This is a genomic window from Sphingobium boeckii (genome assembly GCF_014199215.1).
GTDB classification, from domain to species: Bacteria; Pseudomonadota; Alphaproteobacteria; order Sphingomonadales; family Sphingomonadaceae; genus Sphingobium_A; species Sphingobium_A boeckii.
In genome coordinates this window covers 352,585-370,856 of record NZ_JACIJC010000005.1, presented here as the reverse complement: position 1 = coordinate 370,856, position 18,272 = coordinate 352,585, and the positions used below count along the sequence as shown (strand labels likewise).

Sequence of the window (18,272 nt, the reverse complement as noted above, 5' to 3'; positions counted from 1 at the left end):
TTCAGAAGATGGTCGGGGAGACAGGATTCGAACCTGCGACCCCCTGGTCCCAAACCAGGTGCGCTACCAGCCTGCGCCACTCCCCGACACTCTCTTCCGCGCCACGACCGGGCCGCTCCAGCGGACCCGCACTGGTGGGCCCGGAGGGACTCGAACCCCCAACCTAGCCGTTATGAGCGGCCGGCTCTACCATTGAGCTACAGGCCCCGCCATGCGCTGGCGCTGCACTACGGAGCGATGCAGCGGATGGCAAGCGCGCAATCGCGCTATTTTCCACTTGATGCGTTCAACGCCGGCCTTCGACTTCCGCGCCGCCCGCCATCGCGGGGAGCCGCAACACGAAATCCTCCGCACCGATCGCAAAAGCACCGCCCGCCGCTTCGGCCAGATTGCGCACGAGTCTGAGCGCAAATCCCAGTCCCAGCAGCGGCGCATCGGGCCAATCACCCTCGGGGCTGTAACCCGGATCGAGCAAGGCGCGCTCCGCCTGCCCCACCAGCGCGCCGGGCCGTTTCACGCGCAGCGCGATCAGCGGGCTGGCGTCATCCATCGCCAGGGACACGGGCAATATCTCGCCGGCGGCGGAGACCGCGATGATGCTCGATATGAGACGGCCATACATGCGTTCCAGCGCCAGCGGATCGACGCTGAGCAGCGGCAGCGCCGGTGCGACCGAAATCCGCAGGGTCACGCCGCGTTCGTCGGTCAGCGGCGCGAGTCCGGTGCAGATATCGGTCAGCACCGCGCCGCCATCCAGATCGGCCTGCTCCAGCCTGAGCGCGTTGGAATCGGCGCGCGCCGCGGTGTCCAGATCATCGACCGCGGCCATCAGCCGCCGCGCCTCGCCCCGGATTTCCTGCGCATGGACGCGGTAATCCTGCGCCGCCGGGCCGAGGATCTGTCCGTCGATCATTTCCGAAAAGCCGAGAATGGCGTTGAGCGGGGTGCGCAGCTCATGCACGAGCTGGCGCAGCGATTCCGGCCTGAACCCCGATCCGAACAGGCCCGCGGGGCGCGCGACCTCGTCGATCCGCGGTCGCCGCGCGGTGCCGCGATAGCCCGTGAAGCGCCCCTCCTGCGCGGTGAAGAACGGCACGGCGGAAATGCGCCATTCGCCCGCCGAAGCGCCGGCTCCGGCCACGGTCAGCCGCGCATCCTTGAACGGCGCGCGGCGACGGAAGGCGCCCGCCACATGCCCGTCCACGCCGCCGTCGACCACTTCGCCCGTGGCGGCGATGCTCAGGCCGATCAGCGCACCGCGCGGCGCGCCTTCGATCCAGACCATGATGCCATCGCTGCTGGTTTCAAACCTGAAGCTTTCCGCGCGCTCGGGCGGCGTGCGCGTCTCGGCGGGCGGCGCGAAGCGTTCGGGCGATTTCTCCCGCTGATAGGCCTCGATCCGGTTGACCAGATCGCGGATCCGCACACCACCGACCGGCGAATCCGCCAGGCTGGCGAGCGGCATGATCGTGCCATCCATCGCCACCGTTGCGGTCGCCGGCCCTTCTATGATCAGATCGGCCGCACCGAACACCGCGAGCGCATGACGCACATCGGGCTCCAGATCCTCGCGGTGGCGCAGCAAGGCGCGCACCGGCGGCGGCAGCGCGGGCAGAAGCGCGATCCACTCCTCCGCGCGCAATTGCACGCTGCGGACCAGCGGCGCGGCCACGCTGACACGGTCTTCGGCGAACAGCACGAGCAAGGCGGGCGTGATGCGCCGCCCCGCCAGCGCGCGCGCCGCGATCAGCCGCTGTTCTTCGGCGATGCCCGGGCGCCACGCCCTCAGCGTATCGATGACCGCATCCTGCTCGTCTGCATCGCCGCGCCCCTGGGCCAGCATGTCGACGAGTTGACGCCATGCGACATCGCGCGCGCCGGAGGTTGCGCCTGCCTGCGCAATCACCGTGGCCACCATGTCGTTAAACCGCACGTCGCGAATCCCTTAGTTTATGATTGCAATATTCCTGCTGTCCCTTCCGATAGCGCCGCCGGGCGCTCTGCGTAACCCGTCAAAAAAGCGCGTAACAATGTGGGACAATTGCAATGGCTGGTAATTAAATTATAGCTTCGGGGATTATCAGGAATGGAAGCGATATAAATGGCGCAATTGTCTATCGACGAACTCGACCGGCAGATACTCGCGCATCTGCAGGGCAATGGCCGCATGACCAATGTGGAATTGGCCAACAAGATCGGGCTGACCGCCCCGCCCTGCCTGCGCCGCGTGCGCAGCCTGGAGGATGCCGGCGTCATCCAGGGCTATAACGCCCGGCTCGATCAGGCGGCGCTGGGCTATGGCATCACCATCTTCGCGATGGTCAGCCTGCGCAGCCAGGCCGAATCCGATCTTCAGGCATTCGAAAAGCATATCGCCGGGCTGCCCGAAGTGCGCGAATGTCATATGCTGAACGGCGAGATCGATTTCCTGCTCAAGATCGTGGCGCGCGATCTCCAGAGCTTCCAGGATCTGCTCACCTCGCAACTGACCACCGCACCCAATGTGGCCAGCGTGAAGACATCGCTCACCATCCGCCGCTCCAAATACGAACCCGGTGTGCCGCTGGACGACACGCCCGCCTGACTCCCAACCGAAAACGGCGGAGCCTCAGCCCCGCCGTTTCCTCGATATGTCCGGCGCTTATTGCCCCGTGGTCATGGGATTTGCCGGCTGCGGCGGCACGTCGAGATAGGTCAGCCAATATTTCGCGATATCCGCGCGCACGCCCTTCACGGCCTGAAACGCGGTCTTTGCCGGCTCCTTCTGGCCAGACATGGCCAGCGCGATGCCCAAACGCATCTGGGTTTCTTCGGCATCCCTCAGCCCGCCCTTGGCGATCGCCGCCTGATAGATGGTGGCGGCTTTCGCATAATCTCCGCCAGCAAGCGCGAGATCGGCGTCCGCCGAGACCGTGCTTTGCGCGCTGATCTTGGCAAAGGCGGCCTGATCGCCCGCGGCGCGGCCGCTGACGAGCGTGTAGAATTCATTCACTTCAGGGCTCATCTTGCCGGACTTTTTGGCGGGTTCGAGCACGGCCTTGGCTTCCAGCGGCAGACCCGCGGCATTGGCCTGATAGGCATAGTCATACACGTCATCATCGCCGGCAAAGGCATTGGCCGCGCGCAACAGGCGATAGGCGTCGAGATAGACCTTGCCGCCCAATCCCTTTTTGTCGGCGGACATGTTCTTGGTGGCACCGATATAGTTCTGGATGTTGGTGCGCCACATGTCGGCGGTCGGATAATCCCGCAATTGCGCGGTCGTCCAGTTCACGAAAGACGGCATCTGCTTGGCGTTATACGCCTGCTGGATGCCGAACGTATAATAGGCTTCGGGAACCTTGGTGTTGGCCTTGCGCAATTCGGCCACGGTCTTTTCCATGGCGATATTGGCATCGGCCGGGCGCTTGGCATCGCTATAAAGCCGTGCCTGCGTCAAATAGAGCTCCTGATTGACATAGCCCGACGCTGCCGCCGCATTGAACGCGGCTTCCGCACGCGGATATTCCTTGCGCTCATAAGCGAATTTGCCGGAATAGAATTGGAAGACGCCCAGACGCTCCGGCCCGACCAGATTGGTCGAGAGCATCGAATCGATCGCGCTGGCCTGCAGGCTGGTGTCACCCAGGCCGATACCCGCTTGCAGGCGGATGTCGTTGATCTGATAGATTTCGTCAGGCGTGGTGCCCGGCCCCATCGCATCCAGCCCGGATTTGACCTCGGTCCATTTCGCCTTCCTCTGGGCATCGATCGCAGGCTTGTCAGCAGCCGCGGCTGCGCCCAGCTTCTGGTTCAATGCAACGCCTTCGCTATAGGATTTGACGACCGGCTGGAGCTTTGCCTGGAATTCCTTGCTCAAGGTCAGCTTCGGCCCGGTGGCCACCGCCGCTTCCTCGCCCTTTTTCGGCTTTTTTTCCTTGGCGGCATGAGCGGGAAGCGCGACCGTCATGGAAAGCGAGCCAAGCGCCAGCGCCGCGCCGAGCGCCGCCTTCGAAACCAGATTCCTCAATTGATGTCTCCATATGATCTTTGGGGCTCCACGCTCTGCGGCGTGCATCCGTTGTAGCTGACTAGTCCCACGCCTTTGTGCGCACAACCCTCTCAACCGCCATTCAGCCTTGTAGTTCCGTCCACTGAACGCGGGTTGAACCGTGTCATTGCGCCGTCACAAGGATTCCTTGCTTTGACGCGCCACCCCCGCTCCGCTACGCGCCGGCCCATGCTTGCATTCCTGTCTCCGGCCAAGTCGCTCGACTATGCCTCTGTCATCCCCGATTTCACCCAGACCGATCCGCGTTTCGAGGCCGAATCGATGATCCTGGCCACCGCCGCGGCCGAGCTTTCGCCGGCGCGGCTGATGGACATCATGGATATTTCGGAAAATCTGGCGGTCCTGAATGCCGAGCGCTATGCGAATTTCGAGAATTTGCCCGCCCGCCCGGCGATCTACGCCTTTGCCGGAGACGTCTATATCGGGTTCGAGGCCAAGAGCCTCGACGAACCCGCCATCCACTTCGCGCAGGATCATGTGCGCATCCTGTCCGGCCTTTATGGCCTGTTGCGTCCGCTCGACGCGATCCGGCCCTATCGGCTGGAAATGGGCACGCGCTGGGCACCGGGCAGCGGCACGCTCTATAGCTTCTGGGGCCAGCGCATTGCCGATCTGGTGATGGCCGATCTGGCGGCGGAAGGATCGAACACGATCATCAATCTCGCCAGCAAGGAATATTGGGGGGCGGTCGAGGGCAAGTTCACGCCCGATGTGCGCGTCATTACGATCGATTTTCGCGAGATCGGCCCCGATGGCCTTCGGTTCAACAGCTTCGCCGCTAAGCGTGCGCGCGGCATGATGGCCCGCCATATCTGCGAACACCGGCTGACCGACCCCGACGCGCTCAAGGGCTTCGATACCGATGGCTATGAATATGACGCCGACAATAGTGATGGCGACACCTGGCGATTCCTGCGCCGGTGAGCGGCAGCGCCATCATCATCGGGGCGTCTGGCGGGATCGGCGGCGCGCTTGAGGCGGCGCTGATCGAGGAAGGCGCTTACGATCAGGTCTGGGGGTTTGCCCGCAGCCGCCCCGGCGCGCAGCATCTCGATTTGACGGACGAAGCCAGCATCGCCGCCGCGGCCGCCGCCGTGGCTGAGGGTCCGGCACCGTCGCTGATCGTGATCGCCACCGGCCTGCTGCATGAGGGCGATCGCCGGCCTGAAAAATCGGTGCGCGATCTGGATCCGCAATGGATGGCGCGCAATTTCGCGATCAACGTGATCGGCCCGGCTCTGGTCGCCAAGCATTTCCTGCCGCTGCTGCCCAAGACGGGCACGCCGATCCTGGCGGCCTTGTCCGCGCGCGTCGGCAGCATTTCGGATAATCGGCTGGGCGGATGGCACGCCTATCGCGCGTCCAAGGCCGCGCTCAACATGCTGATCTGCAATCTCGCGATCGAGGCGCGCCGCGCCAATGATCGCTCGATCATCGTCGGCCTTCATCCGGGCACGGTCGACACGGCGTTGAGCCAACCTTTTCAGGCGAATGTCGCCCCCGGAAAACTGTTCGACGCCGATCGCGCGGCGCTGCAATTGCTCGATGTGATCGAGGGGCTCAAGGTCAAGGATTCGGGCAAGCTCTTCGCCTGGGACGGCGAGGAAATCGCGCCATAGCGAAAGCCTGAAAGACTCGCATTCCCCTGCGCGCCCGGCTATGGTTGTCATTCATCTGAAACACACCTGAAAGCACCAAATTGAGCACCGACGAGACCCTGCTCGCCGATCCTTCGGATATTACCCCGATCAATATCGTCGACGAGATGAAGACCAGCTATCTCGATTACGCGATGTCCGTGATCGTGAGCCGCGCGCTGCCTGATGTGCGCGATGGCCTGAAGCCCGTTCATCGCCGCATTCTCTATGCCTGCCAGGAAGCGGGCTATGTCGCGGGCAAGCCCTATCGCAAGTGCAGCCGCATCGTCGGTGACGTGATGGGCAAATATCATCCGCATGGCGATAACGCGATCTATATGGCCCTTGCCCGCCTCGCGCAGGATTGGTCGATGCGCGTCATGCTGATGGATGGCCAGGGCAATTTCGGCTCGATGGATCCCGATTATCCCGCCGCCATGCGCTATACCGAGGCGCGTCTCGCCAAGGTGGCCAATGCGCTGCTTGAGGATCTCGACAAGGATACGGTCGATTTCACGCCCAATTATGACGGCTCCGAAAGCGAGCCGCAGGTGCTCCCCGCGCGCTTTCCCAATCTGCTCGTCAATGGCGCAGGCGGCATCGCGGTCGGCATGGCGACCAATATCCCGCCGCACAATCTGGGCGAAGTCATCGCCGCCTGCCTTGCGTATATGGACAATGGCGCGATCACGATCGACGAGCTGATCGAGATCGTCCCCGGCCCCGATTTCCCCACCGGCGCGCTGATCCTTGGGCAGCATGGCGCGAAATCGGCCTATCACACGGGCAAGGGCTCGATCATCATGCGCTCCAAGCATGTGGTTGAGGAAGGCCGTGGCGATCGCCGTTCGATCGTGCTGACCGAAGTGCCGTATCAGACCGGCAAGAACAATCTGGTCGAAAAGATCGCCGAAGCCGCCAAGGACAAACGCATTGAGGGCGTTTCGGATATCCGCGACGAATCCAACCGTCTCGGCGTCCGCATCGTCATCGATCTGAAGCGCGATGCCACGCCCGAAGTGGTGCTCAACCAGCTTTGGCGCCATACACCCGCGCAATCGAGCTTCCCGGCCAACATGCTCGCGATCCGCGGCGGCCGCCCGGAAACGCTCAATCTGCGCGACATCATCGAGAGCTTCGTGAAATTCCGCGAGGAAGTGATCACGCGGCGTTCCAAGTTCGAGCTGAACAAGGCGCGGGAACGCGCGCATCTGTTGCTCGGCCTCGTCATCGCGGTCACCAATCTCGATGAAGTCGTGCGCATCATCCGCAGTTCGTCCAGCCCTGCCGAGGCGCGCGCCGCCTTGCTCGCGCGCGAATGGCCGGTGGCCGAGATCGCCGCTTACATCAAATTGGTGGAATCGGTCGAACCCGAGATCGATGGCGACACTTACAAGCTCTCCGAGCTTCAGGTTCGCGCGATCCTCGATCTGCGCCTTCATCGCCTCACCGCATTGGGCCGCGACGAGATCGGCAACGAGCTTCAGGGTCTGGCCGATCAGATCGAGGAATTGCTCGCCATCCTGGGAGACCGGGTGAAGCTCTACGCCATCATGCGCGAAGAGCTGGAAGCGGTGTCGCGCGAATTCGCCACCCCGCGCCGTTCGATCATCGCCCCCGCCTGGGACGGCATTGACGACGAGGATCTGATCGAGCGCGAGGAGATGGTCGTGACCGTGACCATGGGCGGCTATATCAAGCGCACCACGCTCGATACCTTCCGGGCGCAGCGCCGCGGCGGCAAGGGTCGCGCCGGCATGGCGACCAAGGACGAAGATGCCGTCACCAACGTGTTCGTGACCAGCACGCACACGCCGGTGCTGTTCTTCTCCACGCACGGCAAGGTCTATCGCATGAAGGTCTGGCGGCTGCCCGAAGGCGGACCTGCCACGCGCGGCCGCCCGATGGTCAACCTTCTCCCGCTGGCCGAGGGCGAGAAGATCTCGACCGTCTTGCCGCTGCCCGAGGATGAGGCCGAATGGGCCAAGCTCCATGTGATCTTCGCCACCGCGCATGGCGGCGTGCGGCGCAACAATATGGACGCCTTCGCCAACATCCCGACCAACGGCAAGTTCGCGATGCGCTTCGACGAGGACGCGACCGATCGGCTGATCGGCGTGGCCTTGCTCACCGAGAGCGACGATGTGTTGCTCGCGACCAAGCAGGGCAAGGCGATCCGCTTTGAATCCACCGCGGTCCGCGAGTTCCAGAGCCGCACCTCCACCGGCGTGCGCGGTATCACCTTGAAGGACAATGACGAGGTGATCTCGCTTTCGATCCTAGGCAGCTTCGAGGCCTCCACCGAAGAGCGCGAGGCATACCTCCGCGCGGCCAAGTGGAAGGAGAATGAGAACGAACCGACGCTCGCCCCGGAGCGCATGGCCGAATTTGCGGCGGCCGAAGAGTTCATCCTCACCGTCTGCGCCAATGGCTATGGCAAGCGCACATCGGCCTATGAATATCGCCGCACCAATCGCGGTGGCCAGGGCATCGGCAATATCGACAATATCGCGCGCAACGGCCCGGTGGTCGCCAGCTTCCCCGCCCATGCCGGCGAACAGCTCATGCTGGTCACCGATCAGGCCAAATTGATCCGCCTGGGTTTGAGCACGATGCGGGTCATCGGCCGCAACAGCGCGGGCGTCCGCCTGTTCAACGTGGCGGATAACGAACATGTCGTGAGCGCGGCCAAGATCGACGAGGCCGAAGAGAGCGAAGACGAGGGCATCACCGACGCCGAGGCACCCGACGCTCCAGAGACGCCGGAAGCCCCAGACGCGCCCGAAACCCCAGAGGCACCCGAAACGCCAGAGACCCCCGAAACCGACGCGTGAGCCTGGCCTATAAGATCCTGACGGCGGCCCAATGGGCGGATTTCCAGGCCACCGGCGTGTTCAAGGGCGCGCCGGTGGATCTGGCGGACGGCTATATTCACATGTCCACCGCGGCGCAGGTCGCCGAAACCGCCGCCAGGCATTTCGCGGGGCAGACCGGGCTGGTCTTCGCCACGTTCGATCTCGCCGCGCTGGGCGACGCGGTGCGGTTGGAGCCGTCGCGCGGCGGCCAGCTCTTCCCGCATCTCTATGGCGATCTGCCCATGGATGCGGTGGTGGCATTTTCAGGCACGGTGCCGGACGGAGCCTAGCGTTCCGCTCACCCCGGCAAAGATCAGCAATTGCCCGCCATAATAAAGCGCCCAGATCACGAACGCGGGCCAGAGCGCCCCCGCCGCCGGCCCCATGCGTGCAAAGATCACCAGATCGGAGATGAGGAACAGCATCGCGCCCAGCCCGGTGCGCAGGCGCGGGAAGCGGCTGCGCCACGCCATCGCCGCCATCGCCGCCACGCACAGCGCATAGACCGCCACCCCCGCCGCCCCGGCCCGGTCGGCGGGCAGCATCCAGGCGATCGCCACCGACAGGGGCACCACCAGCAGCACCAGCGCTTTCTGGCTCCCGCTCATGGCCCCGCGCCGGTTGCGCGCATAAAGCCAGATCGCCACGCCATGTCCCGCCATGAAGGCCAGCGCCCCCGCCACCAGGCTCAGCTCCAGCAGCATATCGCCCAGCGCGCCCAATCCCAATACCGCCGCCAGCAGCCAGCCGTCCGTGCCTTTGGCCAGACCCGCCGCCGCCAGCGCGAGCAAGGCCACGGGCAATCCCTTCCAGATGATCGGCACGGGTTGCGGCAGATCGAGGTTCCAGATCGCCATATAGCTGAACGCAAACAGCGCGCTCGCCGCGACCAGCCACTTCGTCCTGCCCTCACCCATATTTTCGCCCCTTTGCCACGCCCGACATGCCCGACGCGCCCGACGCGCCCGACAGGCTTAAACCCCTTGCCGGAAAAGGAAATGCGCGCATCGTATCCTCCCGATCCGCCCTGCTTGGTCGATCCGTAAAATCGGTTATACCATGGGCTGAGAGACGGCCTGGGGGCGGGCCGCATGATCGCGGGGGCACGCATTTGCCATATCGTCACGCGCATAAAGTCATCCTGCTGCTGGTGCCGCTCATCCTCTGGGCCTTCTGGCCCGGCTATTTCGGGATGGTGCCCACCGCCGCCTTCGCGCTGCATGCGCATGGCATCACCGCATCCTGCTGGATCGCCCTGGTCGCCGCGCAAAGCTGGACGATCCACGCGCGCCGGAATGCGCTGCACCGCACCGCCGGTCTGGCGGTGTTCATCCTCGCGCCGCTGTTCACAGGGGCGGCGGCGCTGGCGATGCAGAGCATGGCGGGCAAATTCGCAGGCGGCGCGGACTCATTCGTTGCCGAGATGGGACCACGCCTCGGTCTCTATGATCTGCTCTCCACGATCGCCTTCGTCGCGCTGGTGCGCGGGGCGCTGATCCACCGGCGGCGGATCGCCAGCCATGCCGCGCACATGCTGGCAACGGTGCTGCTCGTCGTCCCCCCGATCCTCGAACGCATCCTCCCGATCCCGTTCCATTTCCACGCCAGCGACGGCATCGCGCTGGTGGTAGGCCTGATCCTCTGGCGATTGAGACCGGGCGACGGGCGACCGTTCCTCTGGGTAGCGACGCTGTCAGCAGTGCAGATCATCCAGCTCGAGACCGTGGGCCAGAGCGCGGCCTGGACCGGGATTTTCGTTCAATTGATCTCGATCCCGTCGGCGGCGCTTGCGGGCGGCGCGATATTGGTCACGGCGCTGATTCTCTGGCGGGCGTGGCTGGTGCGGGGGAAGGTTGTGGTGCAGCCTTCGGCACTGGCGCTTTAGACAATGTGAAGTAAGGGGTTCAAGGCTCATACCTTGGCGTTGATGCCGGAAATGTATAACAGGAATGCCGCGACTTGGCCGCCACCCAAACTGTGAGGACTCCATGCCGCACCTGACTAGCGTCGTTGATACATTTCCGACGGCCGTCATTCCACATGCACGAAATGGACTTCCAGTCGAAGTATCGCTCATCGCACAATTGGGGCACGGGGCAGGAAGTCATTTGTTTTACAGCATTGCTGCCCGGCAAAGGGCGCATGCCGAATATGTCGATGCGCTCGAGGAGCCTTCCGCCAAACTCGGGGGCACCAATTTCGATCTCGGCGACACTACGGCGCTTTATTCGTTCATCGTCGGCCCCCAAGGACATCCCTTTCATCGTCATGCTGGACATCGGATTTTTACGGCTGTTTCCGGCAGCGGTGGCGCGCAATTGCGCTTTTCAATGGCAACGACCGAAGAGATGGCGTGTGATCCACACAAATTTCTGGAAGCGCTGCATTTTATCAATATTCCGCCAGATTGCATGTTTTGCGTCCGTTTTGGAGGGGAAACCTGGCATCAATTCTGGCCATTATCGAAGAACTCACTGCATCCCGTATTCTTCGCGCTTTCAAGCCACACCGATGAATTGGGCGGAGATTTGTCGGATGATCTGAAATCCAAGATCAAGGCGAATAAGGCGGATATCCCGACCCTGACCGAAGTCTTACCCCAAGCGGTGGCAGAACTGATCCACAATAAGGATTTTCTGCAGCAGGTCATTCCCACCACCACACTGTCCCTGGACGCACCGGCGGGAACGATACACCACAAGGTTTGCGACACATTCCGGGGAAGCATGGGTCTGATGCGCGGCTTCTGGAGTAACCGATATGGCCCTGGCGGGTATATTTCCAGGGCAGATGTCGCAAAAACGGTGGTCGAACTCGAAGGTGTCCCCGCTCATTCTCTCTTGAGGAAGCAATTCGAATCCGGTGATGCTCATCATCAAGATACGTTCATGGTGACCTTGAGCGGGGTCGATTTTCGCGATCTCAAAGCCCACCAAATTCTAGAATTTCTGCTCGAAGGGTTTTTGAACAACGCCCCGCGCGGGGTTTCACGGCTCATGTTGATCCGGAATTTTCTGGTCAGACCTATAGGGTTGCGGACTTCTCCCCTGGGGTGTCCGGTTTCATCGCTCCTGTCAGACGACAGAAGTAATCTGTTTGCTGGGCAATATCCCGTATTGGATCAGATGGTCGCGGCGGATGGCTCGCTTGCGCAAGTCGTCCTCGGCGCGAAGGACAAGCATCTGATTTTCAGATCGTGCATCGGCGTGGAAATGACCAGCCAGAAACATGTCAGGATCACGCTCGGCACTTCGGTCAAATGCCGGAATCTGTTCGGGCGTTTCTACATGGCGGCCATATCCTTTGTGCATCGAAAATACATCTCGCCAACGATGTTGCGGAGAGCCACCGATTATCTGATATCAAAAATCCACTGAATTTCAGATAGTTAGTCTTGGATATTGTGTTTCAATTCCTCCTTCTGGACGGTTGGACTGCTGCTTGGCACCACCGCTTTCCTACACTCCCATGTTCATGATACGTTCCACTCATGCCCAAGCCCCGCCGCAAATCCGCCATCCGCGCCTTCGCCCTCCGCCAAGCCGCCGCGCTCAAGGAAATTGCCGAACAGCGCGCCGCTTTTCTCCAGCCCCGCGCCCGATCGTGGCACGATGTCTTCCTCGCCGCGCTCCGTTCTGGCCAGCCCGTCAGCGCTGCCGCTGCGGCGGCTGGCGTGTCCAAATCGGGCGTCTATAAGGCGCGGCTGAACGAACCAGGCTTCCGCGCCGCCTGGAATGCCGCACTTGCCGTCGCCCGCAAAAGGCGACAGCAGAGACGGGCCACCGCGCGCCAAGCCGATTGGCCCATGCGCCGTGTTTCCGTCCGCCCGGCCGCCACTCCGTTCAACGACGAAACTGCACGTTTCAACGTAATCATCACCCACCCAGCACGGTGTGACCTTGGTCCACCCCAGGTAGACAGTGTCCGCCCCCCATGCGGCCCTGTCCCACATTCCGACAGCGTGATCTTCGTGTGACCTTTGCCCAAAACGCCCCCGCCATGCGACACGCCCCCCTCGCATCCCCGTCCATTCCCCGCTATCGCCCGCGACCATGACACATCAAATCCATATCATCGGCGGCGGGCTCGCCGGATCCGAGGCCGCGTGGCAATTGGCCAATGCGGGCGTCAAAGTGCGCCTCTCGGAAATGCGCGGTTCGGGGGAGATGACGCCTGCGCATCAGACCGACAAATTGGCCGAGCTCGTCTGTTCCAACAGCTTCCGTTCCGATGATGCGAACAGCAATGCGGTCGGCCTGCTCCATTCGGAAATGCGCGCGCTCGATTCGCTCATCATGGCCAAGGCGCATGTGCATAAGGTGCCCGCCGGGTCCGCGCTTGCAGTGGACCGCGATGGTTTTGCCGATGACGTGACCGCCGCGCTCGCCGCGCACCCCAATGTGGAGATCGTGCGCGAGCGGGTGGATGCGGTGCCCGAAACCGGCTTCACCATCATCGCCACCGGCCCGCTCACCGATGCCGCTCTGGCGCAGTCGATCGGCGCGCAGACGGGCGAGGATGCTTTGGCCTTTTTCGATGCGATCGCGCCCATCGTCCACCGTGACAGCATCGATATGGATATCTGCTGGATGGCGAGCCGCTGGGATAAAGTGGGGCCGGAGGGCGACGGCAAGGATTATATCAATTGCCCGATGACCAAGGCGGACTATCTCGCTTTCCATCAGGGGCTGCTCGATGGCGAGAAGGGCGAGTTCAAGGAATGGGAGATGAACACGCCCTATTTCGAGGGCTGTATGCCGATCGAGGTGATGGCCGAGCGCGGGCTGGATACGCTGCGGTTCGGCCCGATGAAGCCCGTCGGGCTCGATAATCCGCGCACCGGGCACTGGCCCTGGGCCGTGGTCCAGCTCCGTCAGGACAATGCCTTGGGCACTTTGTGGAACATCGTCGGCTTCCAGACCAAGCTGAAACATGCCGAGCAGGTCCGCCTGTTCCGCACCATTCCCGGCCTGCAGAATGCCGAATTTGCGCGGCTGGGCGGGTTGCACCGCAACACCTTCATCCAGTCCCCCAAATTGCTCGATCCCACATTGCGCCTGAAGGCCGCGCCGCACATCCGCTTTGCCGGGCAGATCACCGGCTGCGAGGGCTATGTCGAATCCTCCGCGATCGGGCTGCTCGCCGGGCGCTTCGCCGCCGCCGAGATATTGGGTCAGCCGATCACCCCGCCCCCGCCGACCACCGCGCTGGGCGCTCTGCTGTCGCACATCACCGGCGGCGCCGATGCTGACAATTATCAGCCGATGAACGTCAATTTCGGCCTGTTCCCGCCGCTGGCGCTGGAGGGCAAGAAAACCAAGAAGGGCGAACGCAAATTGATGATGACCGCCAGGGCGCGGGAGGCGATGGCGGAGTGGATGGGGGGATGAATCTCAGTCAGCAACCGTCACTCCCCCCCAATCCGCTCATCCCGAGCGCGGTCGAGGGATCAACAACCAAACGCCCCCACCCCGTTTGTCCCGAGCGAAGTCGAGGGACGTGTCACCTGCAAAGTCCGTGTCTCGACTGCGCTCGACACAAACGGATTGGGAGATGACCGGATTGGGAGAAGGGCCAATAGTCTTGAAACTCAATCCTCCTCCGCCACCGCCACCACGGCCGGGCAATCGCATTTCGGCTTCACCGGCGTCTTGCGCACCACCGCGGTGGTCGCAAACTCCGCCGCGTTCAGCGTCTTGGACCGATCCCCATCCGCCTTGGCGAATTTTTCGCGCGTCTTCACCGCCCATTCGTCGAAGGAGAGCCGCCCGTCGCCATTCACGTCCAGCTTGAGGAAGGCCTTGGAGCGGCTGGCGAAATATTCTTCGGCGGTGATCGTGCCATTCTTGTCCTTGTCGATCCGCCCGAAGCGCTTTTCCTCACGGGTCTTGTCGGTGGCCGACGGCGCTTCGCCCACCGGATCGCCGAGCAAAGGCAGACCGACCTGCGCTGCGGCCGGCGCGCCGATCGGCGATTTCACATCCGCCCGGCTGGTCCAGATAAAGAAGCCCGCGCCCGCGAGCAGCAAGGCCGAGCAGACCCCGGCGATAAAGCGTCCCATCCCCCGGCCCTCCCCGGCCATGGCCGATGCTAGTCCGGAAAAGGGCGTCGGGGCAAGTCAGCGCCCGGTCAAATTGTGCCGCATCATCCGCAGCAGCCGGGCCGGCGCGCCCTGCCGCCGCGGTGTGTCCAGCCCGCCGCGGGCATCCCGCAGCGCCAGAGCGGCCAGCATTCCCAAGGGCCGGAGGGGTTTGGGCCAGCGATGGGCGAGAGATGACTCCAATTCGGACCAGGCCATGGCCACCGCGCGTTCGGCGGTTTCGCGGTTGCTGCAGCGAAAGGCGAAATCCACCAGCGCCCAGCCCTCCCCGGCCGTGGTCAGCGCTTCGAACGGGCGGTCATCGAGCAAGACACCCAATTGCCGGAACAGCGCCCCGCCCCGCCCCGCAGCGAAATGGCGCAAGGTCAGGTCATCCAGCGGCAGCGGTTCAAGCACCGCCGACCAGCCATCGGCCATCCCCGCCAGCGCTTCAAAGTCGGCAGACGTGCCGCCCAGCACCGCGGACAATCTTTGCAGCAACGGCTCGTCCGGCGCGCCGCCGGTGCCCAGCGCCGTCACCGCATCATGCCACCACGTCAGCCGCATCTCGCCGATCAGTGGCTCGGTCGTGCTGCGGACGATCCCGGCGAATTGCGCATCGAGCGCCCACATCGCGGCCATGGCGGATCGTTTCGATGCCGGGACATAAGCCAGCGCAAGCTGGATTTCCGGATCGGCACCCTCCCTATTCGTGGCAAATTTTGCGTTAACCATCCCCGTTCAACACTGCTTTGCCATTCGCCGTCATAGCCGGAAGCCTATGCAGTTTCTTTCCATGGGGTAAACGGAAAATGTCGAGGATGGGGAATCAGGAAAGGCGCGCAAAACCGCGCACATTCCTCTCGCGCCTGCGCACGAACACAAGCGGCAACGTGATGTTCATGACCGCGATGTCCGTCATACCCGTAGCCGGCATGGTCGGCGGCGCAGTCGATCTCAGCCGTGCCTATCTCGTCAAGGCGCGGATGCAGCAGGCGTGCGACGCGGGCGCACTGGCGGGCAGACGGTCCATGTCTGGCACCACCGTGACCACGACGGATAAGCAGGAAGCGCTTCGCTTCTTCTATTTCAATTTTCCACAGAATACGATGGGCTCGACCACGCTGGTCGATGACAATGATTCCGCTGTCAACCGCGTGTCCACCGCGCTGAGCGCCGACAAGCAGTTTGAAATGTCCGCGACCACCGCCGTGCCGACGACATTGCTGCGCGTCGTGGGCATGAACGAAATGCGCGTGGATGTGGCGTGCAAAGCCGAGGAATATTACGTCAATACCGACTTGATGATGGTGCTGGATACCACCGGCTCGATGAACTGCTATCTGTCAGACGCAACGAGCTGCCATCAATCGACCGAGAAAACGACCAACGGCACCAAAAAAGCCAAGATGCTGGAATTGCGGGACGCGCTGAAGGCGCTCTATGTCAGCTTGCGTCCCGCCCAATTGGCCTTGGAGGCCAAAAGCCTGCGGATGCGGATCGGCATGGTCCAATATTCGAGCACGGCGAATGTCGGTAAGCTGGTCTATGCCAAGAACAGCGCGTATATTCGCAATCCTTATACCTATTATAAGTCCGATGGCACAGCCGATACCGCCACAAACCGGGCGGCCGCATGGTTCACCGGAACTTGGCTGGGCTGCATCGAAGAACGACAGACGACCACTGCACTTACCAAAGACAGCACAAGCATCCCTGCGGCTGCCTATGATCTCGACATCGCCAAAATCCCCGACAGCGATGCCACACGCTGGGGGCCGTATGATGAATCCTCGGAAAAGAGCAAAAGCACTTCGAATTACTACGATTCGGCTTGTCCCAAGCCAGCGGTCGCCATGAAATCATGGGCCAGCACCACCGAATTCAATACGCAGGTCGATACGATCCTCCAGGGTGACGGCAACACCTATCATGATATCGGGATGAACTGGGGCGTCAGGATGATCGCCAACACCGGTATTTTCGGCGCAGACAATCCCGACAAATATAATAATGTCAAAGTGCGCCGCACCATCGTCTTCATGACCGATGGCGACATGGCACCGAACAGGTCGGGCTATAGCGCTTATTCCGTTGCCAGATACGCGGGGCGTGTCGCTTCAACCGGAACCTCCGACGCCAATCTGGAACTGATCCACGTCAATCGGTTCAAGCTGATGTGCGCCAAGGCCAAATCCGATCCCCTGAACATCGACGTCTGGGTGGTCGCCATGCTTGATCACGCTATGGACAGCTATCTGTCCGGCTGCGCATCGAATGCGGATCAGGCCATTCTGGTGAGCGACGCTCAGGATCTGGCGGACGCCTTCAAGAAGATTTCGGACAAGGTCGGCAATCTCAGGATTGGTCAGTGACAGCGCCAAAGCTCCGCCTTTTAGGCCGCGACGAAAGCGGATCGACCGCGATGGAATTCGCCATCATCGCGCTGCCGCTGTTCACCTTCATGTTCGGCGGCATGGACCTGGCCTATCAAGCCTATGCGACCGCCGTTTTGCAGGGGACGGTCAACACGGCAGCGCGCAAGGCGACGCTGGAGAATGCTTCGGCGACAACGCTGGAGACTTTCGTCAAGGGCCAGCTCAGCCAGATCGCCAAACCCGCTGATATCACCGTGCAATCAGCGGCGTTCGAGCAATATAGCAAGATCGGCAAACCCGAAAAACTGACCACTGATGTCAACAGCAATGGCTCCTATGATAAATTGGGGCCGGATTGCTTCATCGATGACAATCTGAACAACGCTTATGACACGAGCAGCCAGGGCCGCAACGGCATCGGCGATGCTGAAGACATCGTTCGCTATCAGGTGACGGTGAGTTACAAACGCCTCACCCCACTGGCAAAAATGGTGGGGATGGATGATCCGGTGACCATCGGCCGTGGCGCTTTCCTGCGCAGTGAGCCTTATGCGGGTGTTGTCGATCCACCCGTCAAATGCGGGGTATGATCATGCAGAACCAACATGACAGCGCGGCGGCAAGCCCGTTGAAAACCACCGTTCTCGGCGCGTTGAAGGACTGCCGCAGCGGCGTGGCCTATATCGAATTCGCTTATTCGCTTCCGATTTTCATCCTGCTTTGCATGTACGGGGTCGAACTCGCCAATATCGCGATAACGAATGCGCGAGTCAGCAATATTGCCAGCATGATGGCCGATGGTGCCGCGCGCGTCCGCGATCGTATCGACGAGGCTGATATCAACGAATTGATGGTCGGCGCGAAATTCGCGGGCCAGGGGATTGATATTACGAATTACGGCAGGATCATGATTTCGACGGTCGAAGACAATGCTGCAACCGCAACAGCCGATGACCAGACTGTGACTTGGCGACGCTGCAAAGGCAAGGAAGTCCCAGCCAGCGGTGACGTCAAAGTTCCGGAGGGTCCGACCCTGAGCGCTCCTGTCACGGCTAACGGAACACAAATCGCCGCCAAGCCCGGAAATCCCGTGATTTTTGCGCAGATTATCTACAAATATCAGCCCATCATCACCGATAAATTCTTTGGTCCAATCACGATGAACTATTCTTCGGCCTATTCGGTCCGCGACCGTGTGGTGCAGACGATGCAGAATGGTGGCAGTCTCGCGGACAGCGCCAAATCACTCTGCAGCGCCTATAACGTCTGAGC

At 62.1% G+C, this 18,272-nt stretch carries 17 protein-coding genes and 2 tRNA genes; 11 read left to right on the top strand and 8 right to left on the bottom strand.

Features of this window, described 5'->3' with window-relative positions:
- Positions 1-9: 9 nt before the first annotated feature.
- From FHS49_RS16340 to FHS49_RS16330, 3 genes are all read right to left on the bottom strand, one after another.
- Positions 10-86, bottom strand: a tRNA-Pro gene (locus FHS49_RS16340).
- A gap of 46 nt (positions 87-132) precedes the next feature.
- A tRNA-Ile gene (locus FHS49_RS16335) sits at positions 133-207 on the bottom strand.
- A 79-nt stretch (positions 208-286) separates the two neighbouring features.
- Positions 287-1,933 carry a histidine kinase dimerization/phospho-acceptor domain-containing protein gene (locus FHS49_RS16330; RefSeq protein WP_184020590.1) on the bottom strand — a complete coding sequence of 549 codons (1,647 nt, stop codon included), beginning with the start codon at positions 1,931-1,933 and terminating at the stop codon, positions 287-289.
- A 168-nt stretch (positions 1,934-2,101) separates the two neighbouring features.
- On the opposite strand from FHS49_RS16330, the gene FHS49_RS16325 reads away from it, so the two are divergent.
- Positions 2,102-2,584, top strand: coding sequence for an Lrp/AsnC family transcriptional regulator (locus FHS49_RS16325; protein ID WP_184020588.1), 483 nt, complete (start codon positions 2,102-2,104; stop codon positions 2,582-2,584).
- Positions 2,585-2,641: 57 nt separating this feature from the next.
- On the opposite strand, the gene FHS49_RS16320 is transcribed toward FHS49_RS16325, so the two are convergent.
- The gene (locus FHS49_RS16320) at positions 2,642-4,009 is read right to left on the bottom strand and encodes a hypothetical protein (RefSeq protein ID WP_184020586.1); all 1,368 of its coding nucleotides are present in this window, start codon (positions 4,007-4,009) and stop codon (positions 2,642-2,644) included.
- A 210-nt stretch (positions 4,010-4,219) separates the two neighbouring features.
- Here FHS49_RS16320 and yaaA point away from each other — a divergent pair, with 210 nt between their 5' ends.
- The 4 genes from yaaA to FHS49_RS16300 all read left to right on the top strand — a co-directional run bounded on the left by yaaA (position 4,220) and on the right by FHS49_RS16300 (position 8,833).
- The gene (gene yaaA / locus FHS49_RS16315) at positions 4,220-4,975 is read left to right on the top strand and encodes a peroxide stress protein YaaA (RefSeq protein WP_184020584.1); all 756 of its coding nucleotides are present in this window, start codon (positions 4,220-4,222) and stop codon (positions 4,973-4,975) included.
- Positions 4,972-5,670, top strand: coding sequence for an SDR family NAD(P)-dependent oxidoreductase (locus FHS49_RS16310; RefSeq protein ID WP_184020582.1), 699 nt, complete (start codon positions 4,972-4,974; stop codon positions 5,668-5,670). Before yaaA ends, FHS49_RS16310 begins: the two co-directional genes overlap by 4 nt.
- Before the next feature lie 80 nt (positions 5,671-5,750).
- Complete coding sequence (gene gyrA / locus FHS49_RS16305) at positions 5,751-8,522, top strand: DNA gyrase subunit A (protein ID WP_246350862.1); 2,772 nt, start codon at positions 5,751-5,753, stop codon at positions 8,520-8,522.
- Positions 8,519-8,833: a DUF952 domain-containing protein gene (locus FHS49_RS16300; protein ID WP_184020580.1), complete on the top strand. Its 315-nt coding sequence runs from the start codon at positions 8,519-8,521 to the stop codon at positions 8,831-8,833. Before gyrA ends, FHS49_RS16300 begins: the two co-directional genes overlap by 4 nt.
- Here FHS49_RS16300 and FHS49_RS16295 read toward each other — a convergent pair.
- Positions 8,807-9,460: a lysoplasmalogenase family protein gene (locus tag FHS49_RS16295; RefSeq protein ID WP_184020578.1), complete on the bottom strand. Its 654-nt coding sequence runs from the start codon at positions 9,458-9,460 to the stop codon at positions 8,807-8,809. The genes FHS49_RS16300 and FHS49_RS16295 overlap by 27 nt on opposite strands.
- 194 nt (positions 9,461-9,654) lie before the next feature.
- Between FHS49_RS16295 and FHS49_RS16290 the strand changes: the two genes are divergently transcribed.
- Both FHS49_RS16290 and FHS49_RS16285 read left to right on the top strand, forming a co-directional pair.
- The gene (locus tag FHS49_RS16290) at positions 9,655-10,428 is read left to right on the top strand and encodes a hypothetical protein (RefSeq protein WP_184020576.1); all 774 of its coding nucleotides are present in this window, start codon (positions 9,655-9,657) and stop codon (positions 10,426-10,428) included.
- A 103-nt stretch (positions 10,429-10,531) separates the two neighbouring features.
- Positions 10,532-11,920 carry a DUF2867 domain-containing protein gene (locus FHS49_RS16285; protein ID WP_184020574.1) on the top strand — a complete coding sequence of 463 codons (1,389 nt, stop codon included), beginning with the start codon at positions 10,532-10,534 and terminating at the stop codon, positions 11,918-11,920.
- A 95-nt stretch (positions 11,921-12,015) separates the two neighbouring features.
- Here FHS49_RS16285 and FHS49_RS16280 read toward each other — a convergent pair whose 3' ends face one another.
- The gene (locus tag FHS49_RS16280; RefSeq protein WP_184020572.1) at positions 12,016-12,495 is read right to left on the bottom strand and encodes a hypothetical protein; all 480 of its coding nucleotides are present in this window, start codon (positions 12,493-12,495) and stop codon (positions 12,016-12,018) included.
- Positions 12,496-12,595: 100 nt separating this feature from the next.
- Between FHS49_RS16280 and trmFO the strand changes: the two genes are divergently transcribed.
- Entirely contained in the window at positions 12,596-13,933 is a 1,338-nt protein-coding gene (gene trmFO, locus FHS49_RS16275) for a methylenetetrahydrofolate--tRNA-(uracil(54)-C(5))-methyltransferase (FADH(2)-oxidizing) TrmFO (RefSeq protein ID WP_184020570.1), read from the top strand.
- A gap of 200 nt (positions 13,934-14,133) precedes the next feature.
- Here the strand turns inward: trmFO and FHS49_RS16270 are convergent, their stop codons facing one another.
- Both FHS49_RS16270 and FHS49_RS16265 read right to left on the bottom strand, forming a co-directional pair.
- A complete protein-coding gene (locus FHS49_RS16270) occupies positions 14,134-14,625 on the bottom strand; it encodes an EF-hand domain-containing protein (RefSeq protein ID WP_246350859.1) in 492 nt (163 codons plus the stop codon).
- A 36-nt stretch (positions 14,626-14,661) separates the two neighbouring features.
- Entirely contained in the window at positions 14,662-15,357 is a 696-nt protein-coding gene (locus FHS49_RS16265) for a squalene/phytoene synthase family protein (protein WP_184020568.1), read from the bottom strand.
- A 161-nt stretch (positions 15,358-15,518) separates the two neighbouring features.
- Between FHS49_RS16265 and FHS49_RS16260 the strand changes: the two genes are divergently transcribed.
- From FHS49_RS16260 to FHS49_RS16250, 3 genes are read left to right on the top strand one after another with little or no spacing between them, the layout of a single operon-like run.
- Positions 15,519-16,997, top strand: a complete 1,479-nt coding sequence (locus FHS49_RS16260; RefSeq protein ID WP_246350943.1) for a TadE/TadG family type IV pilus assembly protein — start codon at positions 15,519-15,521, stop codon at positions 16,995-16,997.
- Complete coding sequence (locus tag FHS49_RS16255) at positions 16,994-17,590, top strand: TadE/TadG family type IV pilus assembly protein (protein ID WP_184020564.1); 597 nt, start codon at positions 16,994-16,996, stop codon at positions 17,588-17,590. The genes FHS49_RS16260 and FHS49_RS16255 overlap by 4 nt, the downstream gene beginning before the upstream one ends.
- The gene (locus FHS49_RS16250; RefSeq protein ID WP_184020562.1) at positions 17,587-18,270 is read left to right on the top strand and encodes a TadE/TadG family type IV pilus assembly protein; all 684 of its coding nucleotides are present in this window, start codon (positions 17,587-17,589) and stop codon (positions 18,268-18,270) included. Before FHS49_RS16255 ends, FHS49_RS16250 begins: the two co-directional genes overlap by 4 nt.
- Positions 18,271-18,272 lie beyond the last annotated feature (2 nt).

Excerpts from the sequence above, each read along its gene's own strand:
- FHS49_RS16260 (WP_246350943.1), top strand. The coding sequence starts at position 15,519 with ATGTTCATGACCGCGATGTCCGTCATACCCGTAGCCGGCATGGTCGGC.
- trmFO (WP_184020570.1), top strand. The coding sequence starts at position 12,596 with ATGACACATCAAATCCATATCATCGGCGGCGGGCTCGCCGGATCCGAG.
- FHS49_RS16265 (WP_184020568.1), bottom strand. The coding sequence starts at position 15,357 with ATGGTTAACGCAAAATTTGCCACGAATAGGGAGGGTGCCGATCCGGAA.
- FHS49_RS16250 (WP_184020562.1), top strand. The coding sequence starts at position 17,587 with ATGATCATGCAGAACCAACATGACAGCGCGGCGGCAAGCCCGTTGAAA.
- FHS49_RS16285 (WP_184020574.1), top strand. The coding sequence starts at position 10,532 with ATGCCGCACCTGACTAGCGTCGTTGATACATTTCCGACGGCCGTCATT.
- FHS49_RS16295 (WP_184020578.1), bottom strand. The coding sequence starts at position 9,460 with ATGGGTGAGGGCAGGACGAAGTGGCTGGTCGCGGCGAGCGCGCTGTTT.
- yaaA (WP_184020584.1), top strand. The coding sequence starts at position 4,220 with ATGCTTGCATTCCTGTCTCCGGCCAAGTCGCTCGACTATGCCTCTGTC.
- FHS49_RS16280 (WP_184020572.1), bottom strand. The coding sequence starts at position 12,495 with ATGTGGGACAGGGCCGCATGGGGGGCGGACACTGTCTACCTGGGGTGG.
- FHS49_RS16270 (WP_246350859.1), bottom strand. The coding sequence starts at position 14,625 with ATGGCCGGGGAGGGCCGGGGGATGGGACGCTTTATCGCCGGGGTCTGC.
- FHS49_RS16325 (WP_184020588.1), top strand. The coding sequence starts at position 2,102 with ATGGCGCAATTGTCTATCGACGAACTCGACCGGCAGATACTCGCGCAT.